17 protein-coding genes and 1 tRNA gene are annotated in these 14,625 nt (G+C 56.2%); 9 read left to right on the top strand and 9 right to left on the bottom strand.

Going from position 1 to position 14,625, the window contains the following annotated elements; translation table 11 throughout:
- Positions 1 to 32: 32 nt before the first annotated feature.
- Positions 33 to 1,091 (bottom strand): D-alanyl-D-alanine carboxypeptidase, encoded by a 1,059-nt coding sequence (locus FY152_17525; GenBank protein ID UXS35094.1) that lies wholly within the window; start codon positions 1,089 to 1,091, stop codon positions 33 to 35.
- A gap of 224 nt (positions 1,092 to 1,315) precedes the next feature.
- Here FY152_17525 and FY152_17530 point away from each other — a divergent pair, with 224 nt between their 5' ends.
- The 8 genes from FY152_17530 (at position 1,316) to FY152_17565 (ending at position 6,949) form a co-directional block, all read left to right on the top strand.
- Positions 1,316 to 2,479 (top strand): amidohydrolase, encoded by a 1,164-nt coding sequence (locus tag FY152_17530; GenBank protein ID UXS33966.1) that lies wholly within the window; start codon positions 1,316 to 1,318, stop codon positions 2,477 to 2,479.
- Between the two features lie 312 nt (positions 2,480 to 2,791).
- A tRNA-OTHER gene (locus FY152_17535) sits at positions 2,792 to 2,888 on the top strand.
- Positions 2,889 to 3,123: 235 nt separating this feature from the next.
- Complete coding sequence (locus FY152_17540) at positions 3,124 to 3,363, top strand: hypothetical protein (GenBank protein UXS33967.1); 240 nt, start codon at positions 3,124 to 3,126, stop codon at positions 3,361 to 3,363.
- Positions 3,364 to 3,628: 265 nt separating this feature from the next.
- Positions 3,629 to 4,108 carry a hypothetical protein gene (locus FY152_17545; protein UXS33968.1) on the top strand — a complete coding sequence of 160 codons (480 nt, stop codon included), beginning with the start codon at positions 3,629 to 3,631 and terminating at the stop codon, positions 4,106 to 4,108.
- Positions 4,109 to 4,110: 2 nt separating this feature from the next.
- On the top strand, positions 4,111 to 4,773 hold the full coding sequence (locus FY152_17550; protein ID UXS33969.1) for an SOS response-associated peptidase: 663 nt from the start codon (positions 4,111 to 4,113) through the stop codon (positions 4,771 to 4,773).
- Between the two features lie 12 nt (positions 4,774 to 4,785).
- On the top strand, positions 4,786 to 5,199 hold the full coding sequence (locus FY152_17555) for a hypothetical protein (protein ID UXS33970.1): 414 nt from the start codon (positions 4,786 to 4,788) through the stop codon (positions 5,197 to 5,199).
- Between the two features lie 322 nt (positions 5,200 to 5,521).
- Entirely contained in the window at positions 5,522 to 6,277 is a 756-nt protein-coding gene (locus tag FY152_17560; GenBank protein UXS33971.1) for a DNA-processing protein DprA, read from the top strand.
- Between the two features lie 162 nt (positions 6,278 to 6,439).
- On the top strand, positions 6,440 to 6,949 hold the full coding sequence (locus FY152_17565; protein UXS35095.1) for a phosphoribosyltransferase: 510 nt from the start codon (positions 6,440 to 6,442) through the stop codon (positions 6,947 to 6,949).
- 111 nt (positions 6,950 to 7,060) lie between these two features.
- Here the strand turns inward: FY152_17565 and FY152_17570 are convergent, their stop codons facing one another.
- The 7 genes from FY152_17570 to FY152_17600 form a co-directional block, all read right to left on the bottom strand.
- Entirely contained in the window at positions 7,061 to 8,710 is a 1,650-nt protein-coding gene (locus FY152_17570; GenBank protein UXS33972.1) for a hypothetical protein, read from the bottom strand.
- Positions 8,707 to 9,378, bottom strand: a complete 672-nt coding sequence (locus tag FY152_17575) for a hypothetical protein (protein UXS33973.1) — start codon at positions 9,376 to 9,378, stop codon at positions 8,707 to 8,709. Before FY152_17575 ends, FY152_17570 begins: the two co-directional genes overlap by 4 nt.
- An 83-nt stretch (positions 9,379 to 9,461) precedes the next feature.
- Positions 9,462 to 9,740, bottom strand: coding sequence for a hypothetical protein (locus FY152_17580; GenBank protein UXS33974.1), 279 nt, complete (start codon positions 9,738 to 9,740; stop codon positions 9,462 to 9,464).
- Between the two features lie 100 nt (positions 9,741 to 9,840).
- Positions 9,841 to 10,176 (bottom strand): hypothetical protein, encoded by a 336-nt coding sequence (locus tag FY152_17585; GenBank protein UXS33975.1) that lies wholly within the window; start codon positions 10,174 to 10,176, stop codon positions 9,841 to 9,843.
- Positions 10,151 to 10,621: a hypothetical protein gene (locus FY152_17590; GenBank protein UXS33976.1), complete on the bottom strand. Its 471-nt coding sequence runs from the start codon at positions 10,619 to 10,621 to the stop codon at positions 10,151 to 10,153. The genes FY152_17585 and FY152_17590 overlap by 26 nt, the downstream gene beginning before the upstream one ends.
- Before the next feature lie 138 nt (positions 10,622 to 10,759).
- Positions 10,760 to 11,014: a hypothetical protein gene (locus FY152_17595; GenBank protein UXS33977.1), complete on the bottom strand. Its 255-nt coding sequence runs from the start codon at positions 11,012 to 11,014 to the stop codon at positions 10,760 to 10,762.
- Positions 11,014 to 12,015: a glycoside hydrolase family 19 protein gene (locus FY152_17600; protein ID UXS33978.1), complete on the bottom strand. Its 1,002-nt coding sequence runs from the start codon at positions 12,013 to 12,015 to the stop codon at positions 11,014 to 11,016. Before FY152_17600 ends, FY152_17595 begins: the two co-directional genes overlap by 1 nt.
- 174 nt (positions 12,016 to 12,189) lie before the next feature.
- Between FY152_17600 and FY152_17605 the strand changes: the two genes are divergently transcribed.
- Complete coding sequence (locus FY152_17605; GenBank protein ID UXS33979.1) at positions 12,190 to 14,064, top strand: acyltransferase; 1,875 nt, start codon at positions 12,190 to 12,192, stop codon at positions 14,062 to 14,064.
- Between the two features lie 6 nt (positions 14,065 to 14,070).
- Here the strand turns inward: FY152_17605 and FY152_17610 are convergent, their stop codons facing one another.
- Positions 14,071 to 14,610 carry a DUF4376 domain-containing protein gene (locus FY152_17610; GenBank protein ID UXS33980.1) on the bottom strand — a complete coding sequence of 180 codons (540 nt, stop codon included), beginning with the start codon at positions 14,608 to 14,610 and terminating at the stop codon, positions 14,071 to 14,073.
- Positions 14,611 to 14,625 lie beyond the last annotated feature (15 nt).

Here is a 14,625-nt window from a genome sequence, read left to right on the forward strand (position 1 = left end):
TCCGCCCTCATTGAAGAGGGCGGCCCCGACGATCAGAATGTCGGGCGCGGAATAGGGATCGGCACATTGGCGAGTTCGCCCTTGGCCGAGGCACCCTTGGTGGTATTGACCGCCACGGTCTCGCTGCCAGGAATGAGGCCGGCGAAAGAATATTCCGGCGGGCGGGTCATTTCCGTGACGTAGGGAGAATGGATGACCATGCGGCCGGCTTCGTCGCGGCTTTCGCTGCGCACTTTGGCGGCCTTCGGATTGCAGATTTCAGCGCTGACATCGTTCACATCACCGGTATCGCCATAAGGCGCCAGCGACGCGAGCGAAACGCCCTGGCCCGACGGCGCGGTCAACCCCATCTGCAGCAGATCGGCCGACTGGTCGGTTCGCCCGGCCAGGCTGTCCGCCCCCAGAACGACGGTGATGACCGAGCGGCCGTTGCGCACGGCGGATGACACCTGGTTGAAACCGGAGGCACAGATGAAACCGGTCTTCATGCCATCGGCGCCATCGAAACGGCCGACCAGCATGTTGAAGTTGGCGTAATTCTTCTTGCCGGTTGTAACGCCCTCCAGCGAGAAATAATCGGCATATTCCGGGAACTCACGCTTGATGATCAGCGCCAGCAGCGCAAGGTCGCGCGCCGTCGTATATTGCCCCTTGCCGGGCAGGCCGTTGGGGTTGACGTAACGCGTGGAGCTCATGCCCAGCCGCTGCGCCTGCGCATTCATCTGCGCCACGAAATTGTCGCTGGTGCCGCCGATGGTCTCGGCAATCGCAACAGCGATGTCATTGGCGGATTTGATCAGCAGCAGCTTCAGCGCGCTGTCCATGGTCAGTTTCTGACCGGGCTTGAAATACATTTTCGAGGCCGGCTGGTCGGCGGCCTTCTTGCTCATCACCACTTCCGTCTGCGGGCTGATCTTGCCGGCCTTCATCTGCGAAAAGGCGATATAGGCGGTCATCAGCTTGGTCAGCGAGGCGGGATACCACTTGCGGAACGCTTCCTGATGGGAAATCACCTTGCCGGTTTTGACATCCACCACCATTTTCGGATTGGCATTCGCCACGGGTGCTGCGGCAACAAGGCCTGCAGTCATGATGGCAACGGCTGCGGAGAGCCGCCGGGCGGCGTTTGGCGATTTAAATATCTGTGGCAAGGCTTGTCCTCGAATTCCCGTCTTCGGTCGGGGAATGGCAATATTCACCATATATGTCCTAGCAATGGCAAAGTACATTGATTACGTCAATTATGCGGCGCACTATCCACCACGGAGGATAGGATTTTACGACATGCCGCACCGATGAACCCAGGAATGAATGAATGCCGATTTTAAACAGAGCCGCCGAACTCCAGCAGGAAGTCAGCGAATGGCGGCGTCACCTGCATGAAAACCCGGAGATTTTGTATGATGTCGACAACACCGCGGCCTTCGTTGCGGAGAAGCTGAAATCTTTCGGCGTTGACGAAATCGTGACCGGACTTGGCCGCACGGGTGTGGTCGGCATCATCAGGGGCAATCTTCCGGGTAACCGCACCATCGGCTTTCGGGCGGACATGGATGCTCTTCCCATCTTCGAGGAAACCGGCAAGCCCTGGGCCTCCAAAACGGCAGGTGCGATGCATGCCTGCGGCCATGACGGTCACACCGCCATGCTGCTTGGCGCCGCCAAATATCTCGCCGAGACCCGCAACTTTGCCGGCTCCGTCGCGGTCATCTTCCAGCCGGCGGAAGAAGGCGGCGCGGGCGCTCTCGCCATGGTCGAGGACGGCCTGATGGAGCGTTTCGGCATTAACGAGGTCTATGGCATGCACAATATGCCGGGCATTCCGCTTGGCGCCTTCGCCATCCGCAAGGGCGGCATCATGGCCGCACCCGACAAGTTCTCGATTACCGTCAAGGGCCGTGGCGGCCACGCGGCGCAGCCGCACCGCACCATAGACCCGATCACCATCGGCGCGCAGATCGTCGGCAACCTGCAGATGATCGCCTCGCGCAACGCCGATCCGATCCGTTCCGTAGTCGTCTCGGTCACCCGCTTTCACGCCGGCTCCAGCCACAACATCATCCCCAACGAGGCATTGATCGCCGGCACGGTGCGCAGCCTGGATGAAACGGTGCGCGATCTGGCGCAGGATCGCATCAAGCAGATGGCTGAAGGTATTGCCCTTGCCAATGGCGCGGAAGCGGAAGTCGTCTATGAGCGCTACTGCCCGGTGACCTTCAATCACGCCGCCGAAACCGACCACGCCATCCATGTGGCGCGCGATGTGGCGGGCGAACCGAATGTCGATCCCGATGTCGATCCTTCCATGGCAGGAGAGGATTTCTCCTTCATGCTGAAGGAAAGACCAGGCTGCTTCATCTTCATCGGCAATGGCGATTCGGCCGGGCTTCACAATCCGGGCTATGATTTCAACGACGACGCCATCGCTTACGGCATTTCCTACTGGGTAAAACTGGCCGAACAGCGCCTGACGAGCTGATTGCCGGACAACGCGAAGAAAGCCGAGGAAGAGATCGACCGCGATGAAGAACGCGGTTGATCCGCAGGCACCGTCAGGTTAAAGAGCAATTCAGTGTCCACGTAGCTCAGCAGGATAGAGCACAGGATTCCTAAGACAAATTGGGGGTTGCGCCCGGAAACGGCGCAATCGATCTGCTCAAAGTCGGGGAAAGCTTCGCTGGTCTTCCAGCATGCCAATCCCGAGCCAAGCTCCGGAGAAATCCGGTGAAGGTGTAGAGACTGGATGGGTAGCACCTAAAGGCCTGATGGCCCATGGTGAAGGGACAGTCCAGACCACGAACGTCCTGTCCGATGACGACGGGACGGCTGCGAAAGCCGAAGTGGTATGAATCCTGGGGTCGGAGGTTCGAATCCTCTCGTGGACACCAAAAATATTCATAAAAATCCTTTTAATTCGTTGTATTTAAAGGGATTTTTTATTCTGAGGTCCGCAGTAAATCCCTCACCGTATGGCCGGCTAAGGCTATTGATTTTATTATTTAACCCGCAACGCGCCCCTCACCTTGAATGAAGTTTCCAGCAAGTTGAGGCTTCTCTAAAGACATATTATTGACTCTTTTCTAAAATGAGAACATTTATAGAACAAACGAGAGGTCAATAGACATGTCGGACGCTGAAAAAATCATTGTCGTGCAGTTCAAAAACGGTCGCGGCGGCGTTATTCCGGGCGAGATGCGGCAAGCGTCCAATCAAGCCTCCGCCGAGAAAATCGCCAGCGCAATGGCCCCTCGTCATGTGGGCGTTGCCGCTTATGCTGTCACTGTGGATGAGGAAAGCGGCACCATGGCAAACCCGCGCCTGCTGGTTTCGCACGGGCAAATTGCCGACTTGATGCCAGACTGAAATTTAACAGCGCGGGGGCGCGCGCCATTCAAAACAGGGAAAGATTTTGACACTCTGAAATAGGAGAATGAGAACGTGCGCCCACTACCAAGAGAACCGGAAGCCGATCCGGTAGACCACATCATTGCATGGCACGATGGCGACAGCCGCGCTGCAATAGAGACCCTGATGGAAGACATACAGCATTTGCGGATGCAGCTTGCATTAGCGACCGCCGCGATGGGCAGAGGATTTACCAGGGGGTGGAAGCCGGACGCTGATCGAGATGCCACTTAAAGAAGCTTATTCTTTATCCGACTACGGCGGAGAGCCGGTAGGTGTGTTGTGCGAGGATTGCGAGCTCTTGAAGTTCATCTGTTCAGGTGAACTGATGATCGAGTACGGCGATCATTCTATGCCAGGGCTCATAAGCAAGATTGCGAAAGACATACTCAAATGCCCTAGACCGGTCGAAGGTTTCTCAGGCCGTTGCAGGCTTAAATACCACACTCGATCCGGCAGTCTCATGGAGGCTTTGAAACAAGCGCCACCGCCACCCGTTAAGGTGAAGGAAATACGGAATTGGGAAATTGTCGTTGCCAAGTGCAACTACTGTGGCCACGTTTCGAATGTCCCGCACTGGCAACTTAATCGAGCGGCTAAAACGGCCGATATCACTGTAGACGATATTGCCAAGCGGCTGAAATGCAAACGGTGCAACGTCAAAGGTGATGTGAAGATCACCATAGCCAAGATGCCGAGGTGAGTATGTGTAATCTGTACCGCGTGAAAACCAATCAGGAATCCATCCGCGACATCGCGGGCATCATGCAGGAGCGGCTCAACCTCGAGCCAGACGTTGAGGTCTATCCAGACCGGCCCGCGCCAGTGGTACGCAACGGAGAGAGTGGCCGGGAGCTTGTCGGCCTGACATGGGGCATGCCCTCGCCTCAGTTCGTGACACAGGGTAAGCCAGATACCGGCGTCACCAACATCCGCAATGTCACTTCCCCGCATTGGCGTCGGTGGCTACGGCCGGAGAACCGGTGCGTGGTGCCGTGGACCACCTTCTGCGAATGGGAAGACACAAAGCCGCGGAAGACGAAGCGCTGGTTTGCGCTGAACGAGGAAGCGCCCCTCTCCTTCTTCGCAGGCATATGGACGGACTGGCACGGCGTGCGTGGCTCGATGAAGAACCCGCGCGAAGGAGATCACCAGCTTTTCGCCTTCCTGACGACAGAGCCGAACAGCATCGTGAAACCAATCCACCCGAAGGCTATGCCGGTCATTCTGACAAACAAGGATGAGGTGGAGACGTGGCTGACCGCGCCATGGGAGGAAGCGAAAGAGCTTCAGCGGCCATTGCCTGATGACGATCTGGTGCTACTGCCTGTTGAAGAAGAGGGCAAGCCAGCCGATCTATTCGGATAGAGGAGAAGGAAGATGCATATCCGCCCTTACATTCTCGAAAATCATGGTGTCTACCCAAAGGGATTTCTGGAAGATGGCGATTTCTTCGGAGTGGAGAAAGCCATTCACGAAGATTTAGATAAGCGCCTGGTCGCCGAAGTTGATAGGGAATCCGACCTCACCGCCTATTCGGGATATGTCGCCATGGAACTCTGGGCCGATGACGACGACATTCCGACCGGAGCGAGGATTCAGGTGTTGTTCAGTGAACGCAAAGGCATCGCCGCCATCCTCTATGACCACCCCAACATTTCTGATGCCTTCATCGAGTGGGTGTTTTGCACATCTCCTGACGAAGCTTTGTCAGAGTGGAAGAAGAAAGTCCGCTGGCCGCTGATTGAGACGTCGCGGGGACCAGTGGACATAACCGGAGACGCCCACCTGTGAGCGACCAATCAAGCAAAGCCGGCGACGGCATCCACGAGAACCACTGGTGCGAGCATCCGGGCTGTAAGCAGTGGGGCGGGTTCGGCTACAGCCGGTCGAAGGCCGAGAAGTCATCCTGGCACTGCTGGGAGCACTATCCGCAGCGGAATTACGTCGGAAAGATGCCAGTAAAGGCATAACAAGATTTTCTCATCGTTGCTGAGCAGCGCAATAGTTGTGATAAACGCAAATACCGGTGGACCAACAAGCAAACGTGCTTGTAGGCGTTCGTTACGAATCACAGTACGATTCTACGTAGAGCGCAGCACTCAGGGGGCCGGGGATGCTTGGAGATGTAAGCGTGCAACATGCACTAGGATCTAGTGGGGCGAAGGCGAGCCGCGGAAACGGCTATACATCACCTGTGCACATCCAAGAATGGCATCTGTCGGAACTACTATCCCTTGCCAAGCGCACAATCAACGAGGATCAGAGATCCCTTTTCAGTCGTCCTGAAGAGCGTGACCCTGTTATCTACTGCGCCGGAAATATTGATCTACTGACAAAACCGTGCATTTCCGTCATCGGAGCGAGATCTGTCTCGGACGATGGTAGAGCTAGAGCATTACGCATCGCAAAGGAACTTGCGAAGGCCGGCGTGGTCGTGACGAGCGGGCTCGCAAAAGGCGTAGACACATCAGCTCATCGCGGAGCGATCGAGGCAGGCGGAGGGACCATTGCCGTCATCGGAACGCCACTCGATAAGGTCTACCCTGCTGAGAACTCAGGACTGCAGCAGACGATATACAGCAAGCATCTGCTCGTGTCCCAGTTCAGGCGAGGCGAACGTACATTCCAATCCGATTTTCCGAAGAGAAACAGGCTCATGGCGGCCCTGTCCGATGGCAGCGTCATAGTTGAGGCCTCAGACACATCAGGAACGCTTCATCAGGCCGCAGAATGCATCAGGCTTGGTCGGTGGCTGTTCATCATGCAGTCGGTCGTTGACAACGACAAACTGAGCTGGCCGGCAAGGTTTCTGAATAACCCACGAACGGTTGTTCTCAGCAAAGTCGACGACATATTGTCACGGGTGTAGTTTATGAGGGTCGACTTCATCAGTGCGTATTATTCTGACCTAGCTCATAAAAAGATAAAAAGGCCAGAGGACTACTGGGATGCACGAAACTACGTCTGGGCCGTGAAGACCGGTGAGTACAAACATAAATTTCTGGTTCATCGCCCAGCCGGCAAAGTCCGCATGACTGCTGCCAATATCAGCTTAGCTCGCAAGTGGTTCGGCGACTTCATCGCTTACCGCCTAAAGCAACAGGACGACCAAGCAACCGTATCATTGGTGCCAATCCCATCGAAAGACGCATTGCCGGTAGCTATGAGTTACCGGAGCCTGGATATGGTCAGAGACGCCATGGCGAAGCAAACCCAGCCGCATGAGGTGCTAGACGCGATACGATGGACTGAGCAATTGACCAAAGCTCACGAAGGAGGAGACCGAGGCCGCCAGTTCATGAGGCAGAGATTGAAGCCGCATACGAATATAAAGGCCAAGACAGTCATTCTTGTTGATGACCTTATTTCTACAGGGAGCTCAATGCTCGCTGTCAAGGACGTATTGGAAGACGCAGGAGCTACAGTACTGGGCGGAATTGCGTGCGGAAAAACCGTATATGATTTTCACTTTAAGCCGTTTGGGATGCAGCACTTCGAGTTCGACAAAGAGATGCACGAGTATCAGCCCGCTGAAATTTAGGTCGCGGCTTCGTCTACGGATTTGCACCTTCGGCAAGGAATTCTATTTCCGTCTATATCCTTTTTCTGATCATCTCTTTCTGCCCCCGTACCCTTGGCGGGGTTTTGTTACCTATAGAACAGCATTGGCAATCGTGCCGTTGTTGGTTGGGCGGACGGTTGCGGCAAGTACGGACCCTATAGCGTTTCGAGCGTCCCATTCCTCCACCAGCCCGGCAGTGATGTCCGCTTCTGTCGAGCCAAGGCCTGCCCGGGCAAATCGGCTTGCAACCTCTTCCGGCGTTAGGGCGCGACTGTAGAGCCTGCCGAGAGCAAAACGCTGCCTCTGCATGTTGTTGACCGCAACGCCACCGTTCATCATGCCGCCGATCATCATTCGATGTCCGGAGACGCCGTCGATGTTTGGCATGTTACCGTCGCCAATGAGATTGAGCGCCCGCTGACGGATCAACCGGCCGTTCTTGTAGAAGTTCCAGCCACCGGCACCATCGTGCGTTGCCATGAGATGGGCGAGCTTGCCAAACTCCAGCAACAGACCCGTGCGCCAACTCGACCGGATGCCGATAGATGCCGTGGATAGGTCAAGCCTGTCGCCACAACCAATGCAAAGCGACGGACCAGACCAGTTCCCCGGAGACCCGACGAAACCGTTGGCATAAAGCGCGAGTGAGCAGGTGCCGGCCGTATTGGTCGTTGCGCTGCCTCTCCAGAGGAAAGGCACCGGCGTTGCACGGCCGACAGGCTCGATACTGCCCATCCACTCCAGTGTGATTGCGCCGTCGATGACAAGGCTGTCGTCAGTGCCGCAATCGATGTGCGATCCTGCCGTGCGTCCCGGCAGAAGAATGGATCGGGACGCCGCCTTTTTTACGGCAGGGGCGCCGATTGCATCTTCGGTATGATCGCGGAAAGCGATGACGACGAAGGTGTCGCCAGACGTGTTGGCAGGACTTGCCGCCGTTAGCTGAAGACCGCCCGCCACAAAGGTCATGCCAGCGGATTGCAGCGCGGCTCCGTTGCTGACCACCTTGGCTTCGTCGGAACCCATGGTGTCGGTTTTGATGCGACCGGTGGTAACAACAGAACCCGTCAGTTTCGCATGCAGCAGAGCTTTCGGACGAAACGGCAGCGCGACGGTCTGCGCAGCGCCGGTCCCGGTGTAGTTTGCTACGGCAAAGTTGCTGCCGGCTTCGAAGGCGATGAAATCGATCCCTTCGCCGAGTTCAGCGGCAGGATTGTATTCGTTGACGAACACTGAACTGGAAACCGTGAACTGCCCCTGCGCAAGCCCGGTAATCGCGCCTGCTTCCGTGAGAGCGACACCACCGAGACGGGCGGATGTTAAGGCCCCGACCTGCAAGATGGCGTCACGCGGACTGTCGCGCTTTGCAATCACCGCCGCCGGCGTCAGTGTCGCGTCGTCCAGCTTCACGACGCGGTTGTTCTGGCCGTTTCCCTGCAAGCCGGCAAAGCCGATCTTGAGGGCCGCTGAACGGGAAAGAGCAAGGTAATGATAGGTGGTGCCGAGCTTGTTCCACGTCGCGGCCGGCCCAACGGTGAAACCCTTGTCTGTGAACTTGGCCCCGCTGATATAGCTGTCGCTTGCCGAAAGGACGTTCGAACGCCCACACCAGAAATCCTCGATCTTGATTCCGCACTGCTCCAGCGTGACAGCGCAGGCGATAACGACTTCGGGACGGAAACCGACTTCAATCGCCTGATGGTCATCGTTGCCGATGTAGGTTCCTGTCTTGATGCTCATGCCGCAAGTTCCAGTTCGATGGAGCCATCCGCGGCGGCGGCGGCTTTGAGGGAAATGCTGTCCGCCTGTACCACGAGGTTTGCACCGGCCAGCACGGCAAGGGTCACACTGGTGGCGGTGGCAACAAAGCTCGTCATGAACGTTGCCGAACCGCCGATGCTGACAGGTGAGGACTGATAAATCTGGCCGGTCGCGCCTCCATCGGTGGCCGTGGTGATGCGGAAAGCTGCGGTGTTTCCTGCGGTGCCTGCGACAGATGCGATGGTGACTGCGAAGATGTACGATTGGCCCACGATCAGACCGTTGATCGTCTGGGTCGCACGTCCGGAGCCGGTCGCCGTCAGGCGAAGGCGGCCGGGGGCGATCCAGTCCACCACGGCCCCGGCAAGCTGGGCCGCCCATCCGGAAACGTCAGTATCGAAGTTACCGTTTTGAACCAGCTCCGGAGCGCCAGACTGAGGTATCAGGGCTTCAACATAGACGCCGTTGACGCATTCCAGCGGAGAAGGAAGCCGGACCATATCGCCTGCACTCATGACTTGCGAGAAATAAGCCTTGCCGTTCGGGCCGAAAGCGTTGTCGTAGAGTTGGATGGTCTCAGGCGATCCTGAAACACGCCGGATTGAGCGGACAGAGATAGGGCCGATCGCGAGCACTTGTGCACCCATGAAAGAGGCCTTAGCAAGGCTTTCCGTTTCCGCATCTCCATGAAGGAGGCTAAATTGCATACCGAACCCAAGAGAGAAGCTACTCATGTCCTGCTCTCGCGAAAGCCGCGGATCGCGACATCGGTGGTTTTCCCGGTTCGCATGTAAACCTTGTCGGCGGACACCAGGTTGACGACGATCTCACGGGTTCCATCAGGAGACATCGACACAAAGTCTTCAGTGTCGACGGAAGGTGCTGCCGTCCCGATAAAAATGGAAACCGGATAAACCGTGACCACCTGCAGACCGACACGGCCATAAAGCGAACCGTCTGCGATCATTTGATAATTCGTGGACCCGGCCACACAAAACGTGCTTGTCATTTCGACCTCGTTAGAACATCGGTGAATAGAGATAGTTCATGGCTCAAGAGCCAACATGATGCTCGCGCCATAATTTTGATCCGAAGGGTGTGAGATCGCATCAGGCCTTTCGGCGGATCATCTCTTTTTGAAGATCGTCAATCTGATCGCTCAGCCGGTCGACGGCGTCGCAAATCTTTTCGGTACCGCGCTCAAAGGACTTCCTCATGTTGACGGCTTCGGCTGTATGCGCCCTCACAGCCTCCGTGGCATTGTTAAGAGCCGTCGGATCGACAATGACCGCAGCGACTTCGGCGGATGATTGCTTCTGCGGCCGCGCTGCATTCTCTCCGGCCTTCAGTCCGAAATGCCGGACATAAAAAATAACAGCAAGAGTGGCCCCAAACATCAGGACGGCAGGGAACGGAAGTTTACTTAGAAGTTCTACTTGTTCCATGCCTTGCCTCTCCCTGGTCATGAGCAGCGCGATTGATATTGACTAGCTCGCTGACCGCAAAAAGCGGATAGATAGCGAGCCAGGTGCTGATGACACCCGAGGACGCGAAACCGTATGAGATGCCAGTCCACAACAAGCAGCCAACTGTCGCAGAAAACTGCCGGATCTGCGGTGTTACATTCTTACGTGCGCCATTGATCACAAGGCCAATGATGCGCAGGCATCCGATGAGCGACATCAACCAGCCAAGGAAGGTTTCGGACGGAACCAAGGCGACGAATGCCGAAAAGGCAGGTTGATTAAAGGTCTGTGAGGGGAGAAGCAGGACATATCCGAACAGGATCATATGCCCTGCTAGAAACCACTCCATCATTCTAGGGCCAAAACGATGGCGAATTCGGACCCACATCCCCGTGCCGCAATACCCGCTTTCCATTGATGTCACCGCCGTCATTTCCGGCAGGCAGCATCTTGGCTGCACTGCCTGTTATTAGAGTTAATTGCCGGCCCGGCCCTTTCATCCTGCGAAGCGAGGCGCGCGGCCTGCGGGTCTGCGAACTGGATAAACTGGTATCCTGCTCCGTCAGTCGCAGGCGCTGTCCGGCAGGCCGCTATCGCGCATGAAAACAAGGCAACGATGGCGATCCGACATATTGCGGAAAGAGGCATTGTTTTTCTCCAGAGTGTTGATGCGGTTGACCGCTTCTTTCGCTGCAGCGATCTCTGCATCAGATTTCCCCTCGCGTTTGCCAATCTGAAAAGAGGCAAAAGATAGAAGTGCGGCGCCGACAATTACCGCCGCGATCAGTTTTATCCAGCCGGGAATGAGCTTCCACATCAGGCCATCTCCCTGACCTGGTCGGACACAGCCTTCGCGTCGGTCTTCTTACGCCAAAGAAGGAAACCGCCGGCGATGCCGAAGGCGAGAAGAACAAGAGCGAGGTTTTGCCAGGGCATCGAACCGACGGCAGCCAGACCAGAAGAAAGCCCACCGCCCGTTACGACAGGCACAATAACTTCCTTCGATTTCCACCAGGGAGCGTTGAGGCTGGGTGGCGTGACAGCAACCGGCTTCTCTTCCGTCACTGGCGCAGCCTTTATTTGGACCTGCGCGACCTGCGCTTTAGGCGCAAGGTCGACAAGCATCAGGTGGATGGCGGCGCGCGTCTGCTGACCATCCAGTCCATCCAGATTGCCCTTGTAGTAGCCTGCCTTCTTCGCGGCGCCCTGAAAGCCGCGAAGATCTTTGACGTCGAAACCCAGCACCACGAGACCGAGGCGAGTATAATAGTCGAGCCGGTCGGCGTATCCGTTCAGGCCGCCATTGATGCGCCGCGTGATCATCTCAGCGTCGTTTCGATCAGCGTAGCGGTTGAGGCTTTTGCGATCAGGATTGCCTTCGTCCCAGTACCAGATTGCGGAAAGCCCCTCCCAAGGATCCGTATTGATCAGATCGGGATTGGACACGAAGTCAGGCGGGTTGAGGCCTTTGCGCCGGCACCACTCATAAAAGGTGCGGATGTTATATCCGCCTGTCACCTGGATGGGGCCGCGCCCACGGTTTTTGTAGCCGTCACCGTCTTTGGCGGGCGTGTTGCCAAGATCTGTGCGGGTGTCATACCGCTCCTGCGCCGGGGTCGGACCCCAGATCTCGCGATCGTACTGGAATGAACCACTTTCATGCATCAACTGCGGGAGGAAGGCGACGACACGGTGAGGCAGATCGAGGCCAAATTCTGCCCCGTATTTACCCAGCGCCATCATCACCGAATTGAGATTACTTTCATTCACGCGCGTTTTCGCGGCCGCGCGCACTTGCGCGGCGGTTACAGCCGTCATGAGGCTTCTCCTGATTGCGGGTTATGGTTGCCGGGATGCGCTACCGGCCCAGCGATTAAAGATATTTCAGCGCTTTAGAATTCAACATTCGGATGCAGCAATTATCTCAGGGTTGCATTTGGACACTGTCTTGTTTACCGAAACGTCTGGCGACCCTGATGGCGGCTTGTGAATATGACCTTGAATGTAGCGTACCGTCCCGACATAGACGGCCTTCGCGCCGTTGCGGTGCTAGCCGTCGTGATTTACCACGCCTTTCCAGAGACGCTTCCCGGCGGGTTCGTCGGGGTTGATGTATTCTTCGTCATCTCCGGTTTTTTGATCACCTTGATTATCGTAAATGAAGCGCAAGGCAGCGGCTTCTCATTCTTGCGGTTCTACGACCGTCGATTTCGCCGTATTGCCCCAGCGTTGTGGGTAGTCCTGACCGCAAGTCTGGCCTACGGCTACTTCACGCTACTGCCGGAAACCTTTCTCCGACTGGCGGAGCAGGTTGCCGCATCGGTATTTGGTGCTGCCAATATCTACTATCTGATGCACAGCGGGTACTTCGATCCAAGCTCAGAAACTCAGCCGATGCTGCATATGTGGTCACTCTCGGTTGAGGAACAATTTTACCTTTTCTGGCCGGCCATCATCGCGATGTGCTGGAAATTCTCAGGCCGAAGCACGAGAGCAGTGACGGCGGCGGCTTTCGTGGTCATTTTCGGAGCCAGCCTGACGGCTTCAATCTACTTCACGAAGGTGGACCAATCGCTGGCGTTCTATCTGATGCCGACCCGCGCATGGGAGTTGGCCTTGGGCGCCCTTTTGGTATTTGCCCCGGCCCTAAGAGGGGCGCGCGCACTCATTGCTCCACTACTCGGGCTGGCGTTGGTAGCAGCATCGGTAACCGTCTTCAATTCAAGCATGCCCTTCCCCGGCACTATCGCACTTATACCTTGCTTGGGGGCTGCCTTGGTCATATGGCCGCGGCGACCGGAGTTTTCGGGCCCAAAGGTGCTAACAGCAAGGTGTTCTGTATTTCTCGGGAAAATATCGTACTCCCTCTATCTTTGGCATTGGCCGGTTCTGGTTTTCGCTGGCATCAGGTATGAGTGGAACATACCTTACTGGGTCAGGTTGTTGCTCGTCATAGCTAGCGTCCTCCTGGCCGCGGCCACGTGGTGGCTCGTGGAATCCCCTCTACGCCGTTGGAAACCTAATCCTAAAACCGGGATTGGTTATGGTGCCGCCGGCAGCTTCGGAATTTCACTCATCGCTGCCATTGTGATCTTCAACGCGGGCTTTCCCCAGCGCTTTCCGGCGTCCGTGAATGCGGCTATCGCAATGAAGACCTATGATTATGCCCCAATGTTTCGAGAAGGGTCTTGCTTTCTCGACCCAAAGCAGCCCGCCACAGAATTTCGCACGGACGACTGCATCGGCGAGCACGACGTTGTTCTGTGGGGAGACAGCCACGCCGCCCACTTTTACCAATCTCTAAACGAAAAGATTCCGGGCGGCGTAGGCCAAGCGACAGCAAGTGCATGCCCTCCAATGGTTGGATTAACGATACCCGATCGCCCGCATTGCGGAAATTTCAACGCCACAGTGATTGAGAGATTGGTATCTCACCCACCGAAAACTGTTATTTTAGCAGCGGCATGGACACTATTGCCCGAAAATATCTTGCCTGAGATTTCTGCCAGGCTTGATGAAACGGTCGCGACGCTCTCTAACGCAGGAATAGAGGTCAAGGTCCTTGGTCAGGTACCGTCGTATCGAGTGACCGTTCCAGACTTGGTAGCCGTACGCACTCAAAGTGGAATGGCAGAACGAGGTCAACGATCCGACCTTAATGAAAAACTCATCCCCCTTGATGATAAGCTCGCCGCCCACTTCCAGCCATCTGGCCGATACATTTCGGTGCTGAGATCCGTTTGCGACGCCGACCTGTCGTGCCCGTTGCTGACCGACAAAGGTCCGGTTCAGTTCGACTACAGCCACCTGACGCGCGACGGCGCATCCATGTTCGTTGGCAAATTCATCGAGCGGCTCATCCGTTAACCAGTTTCACGGCCATCCACTTTCAATGTCAATGGCATTCAGAACTGATTGCGTCTCCGCTTCCGACACGGCATCTTTTAATGTGCGGCCGCGCTGCCTGATCCCGGCGTAGTAATCTCCTACCAGAGCTGCGATTGCGAGACCGGCCCCTGGGTCTGGCATGGGGATACGGACATTCTCGACCGTAATCCATCCCTGACTATAACTCTCCGGCCATGCGATAGCGCCAGTCGATGCAGCCATGGCGGTTGTCGCCATAGCTCCCATGTCAACCCTGCTGGCATCGTCTAGGGCGACATGAAGGCCACCTTCTGTCTCAAACCCGTCAGCGAGCCGTGCTGCAATTTGATCTTCTACTGATGAGAGTTTGAGTGCCTTACTATAGGAAAAGACGATTTCGTCGCGTGACACGCCTCTTAACTTTCCCATGACCTCCTCGTCCCCATCGAAACAGTTTTCGACGGGGTGCCAAGAACATAAGCGACGCTCAGAAACAGTGAGCGAATGGAGGTACGCGGGCAGATCGTTTGGATCAATGGAAAACATTCTTGCCTGCTTTCT

The sequence above is a fragment of the Agrobacterium tumefaciens genome, assembly GCA_025560025.1.
Taxonomy (GTDB): Bacteria; Pseudomonadota; Alphaproteobacteria; order Rhizobiales; family Rhizobiaceae; genus Agrobacterium.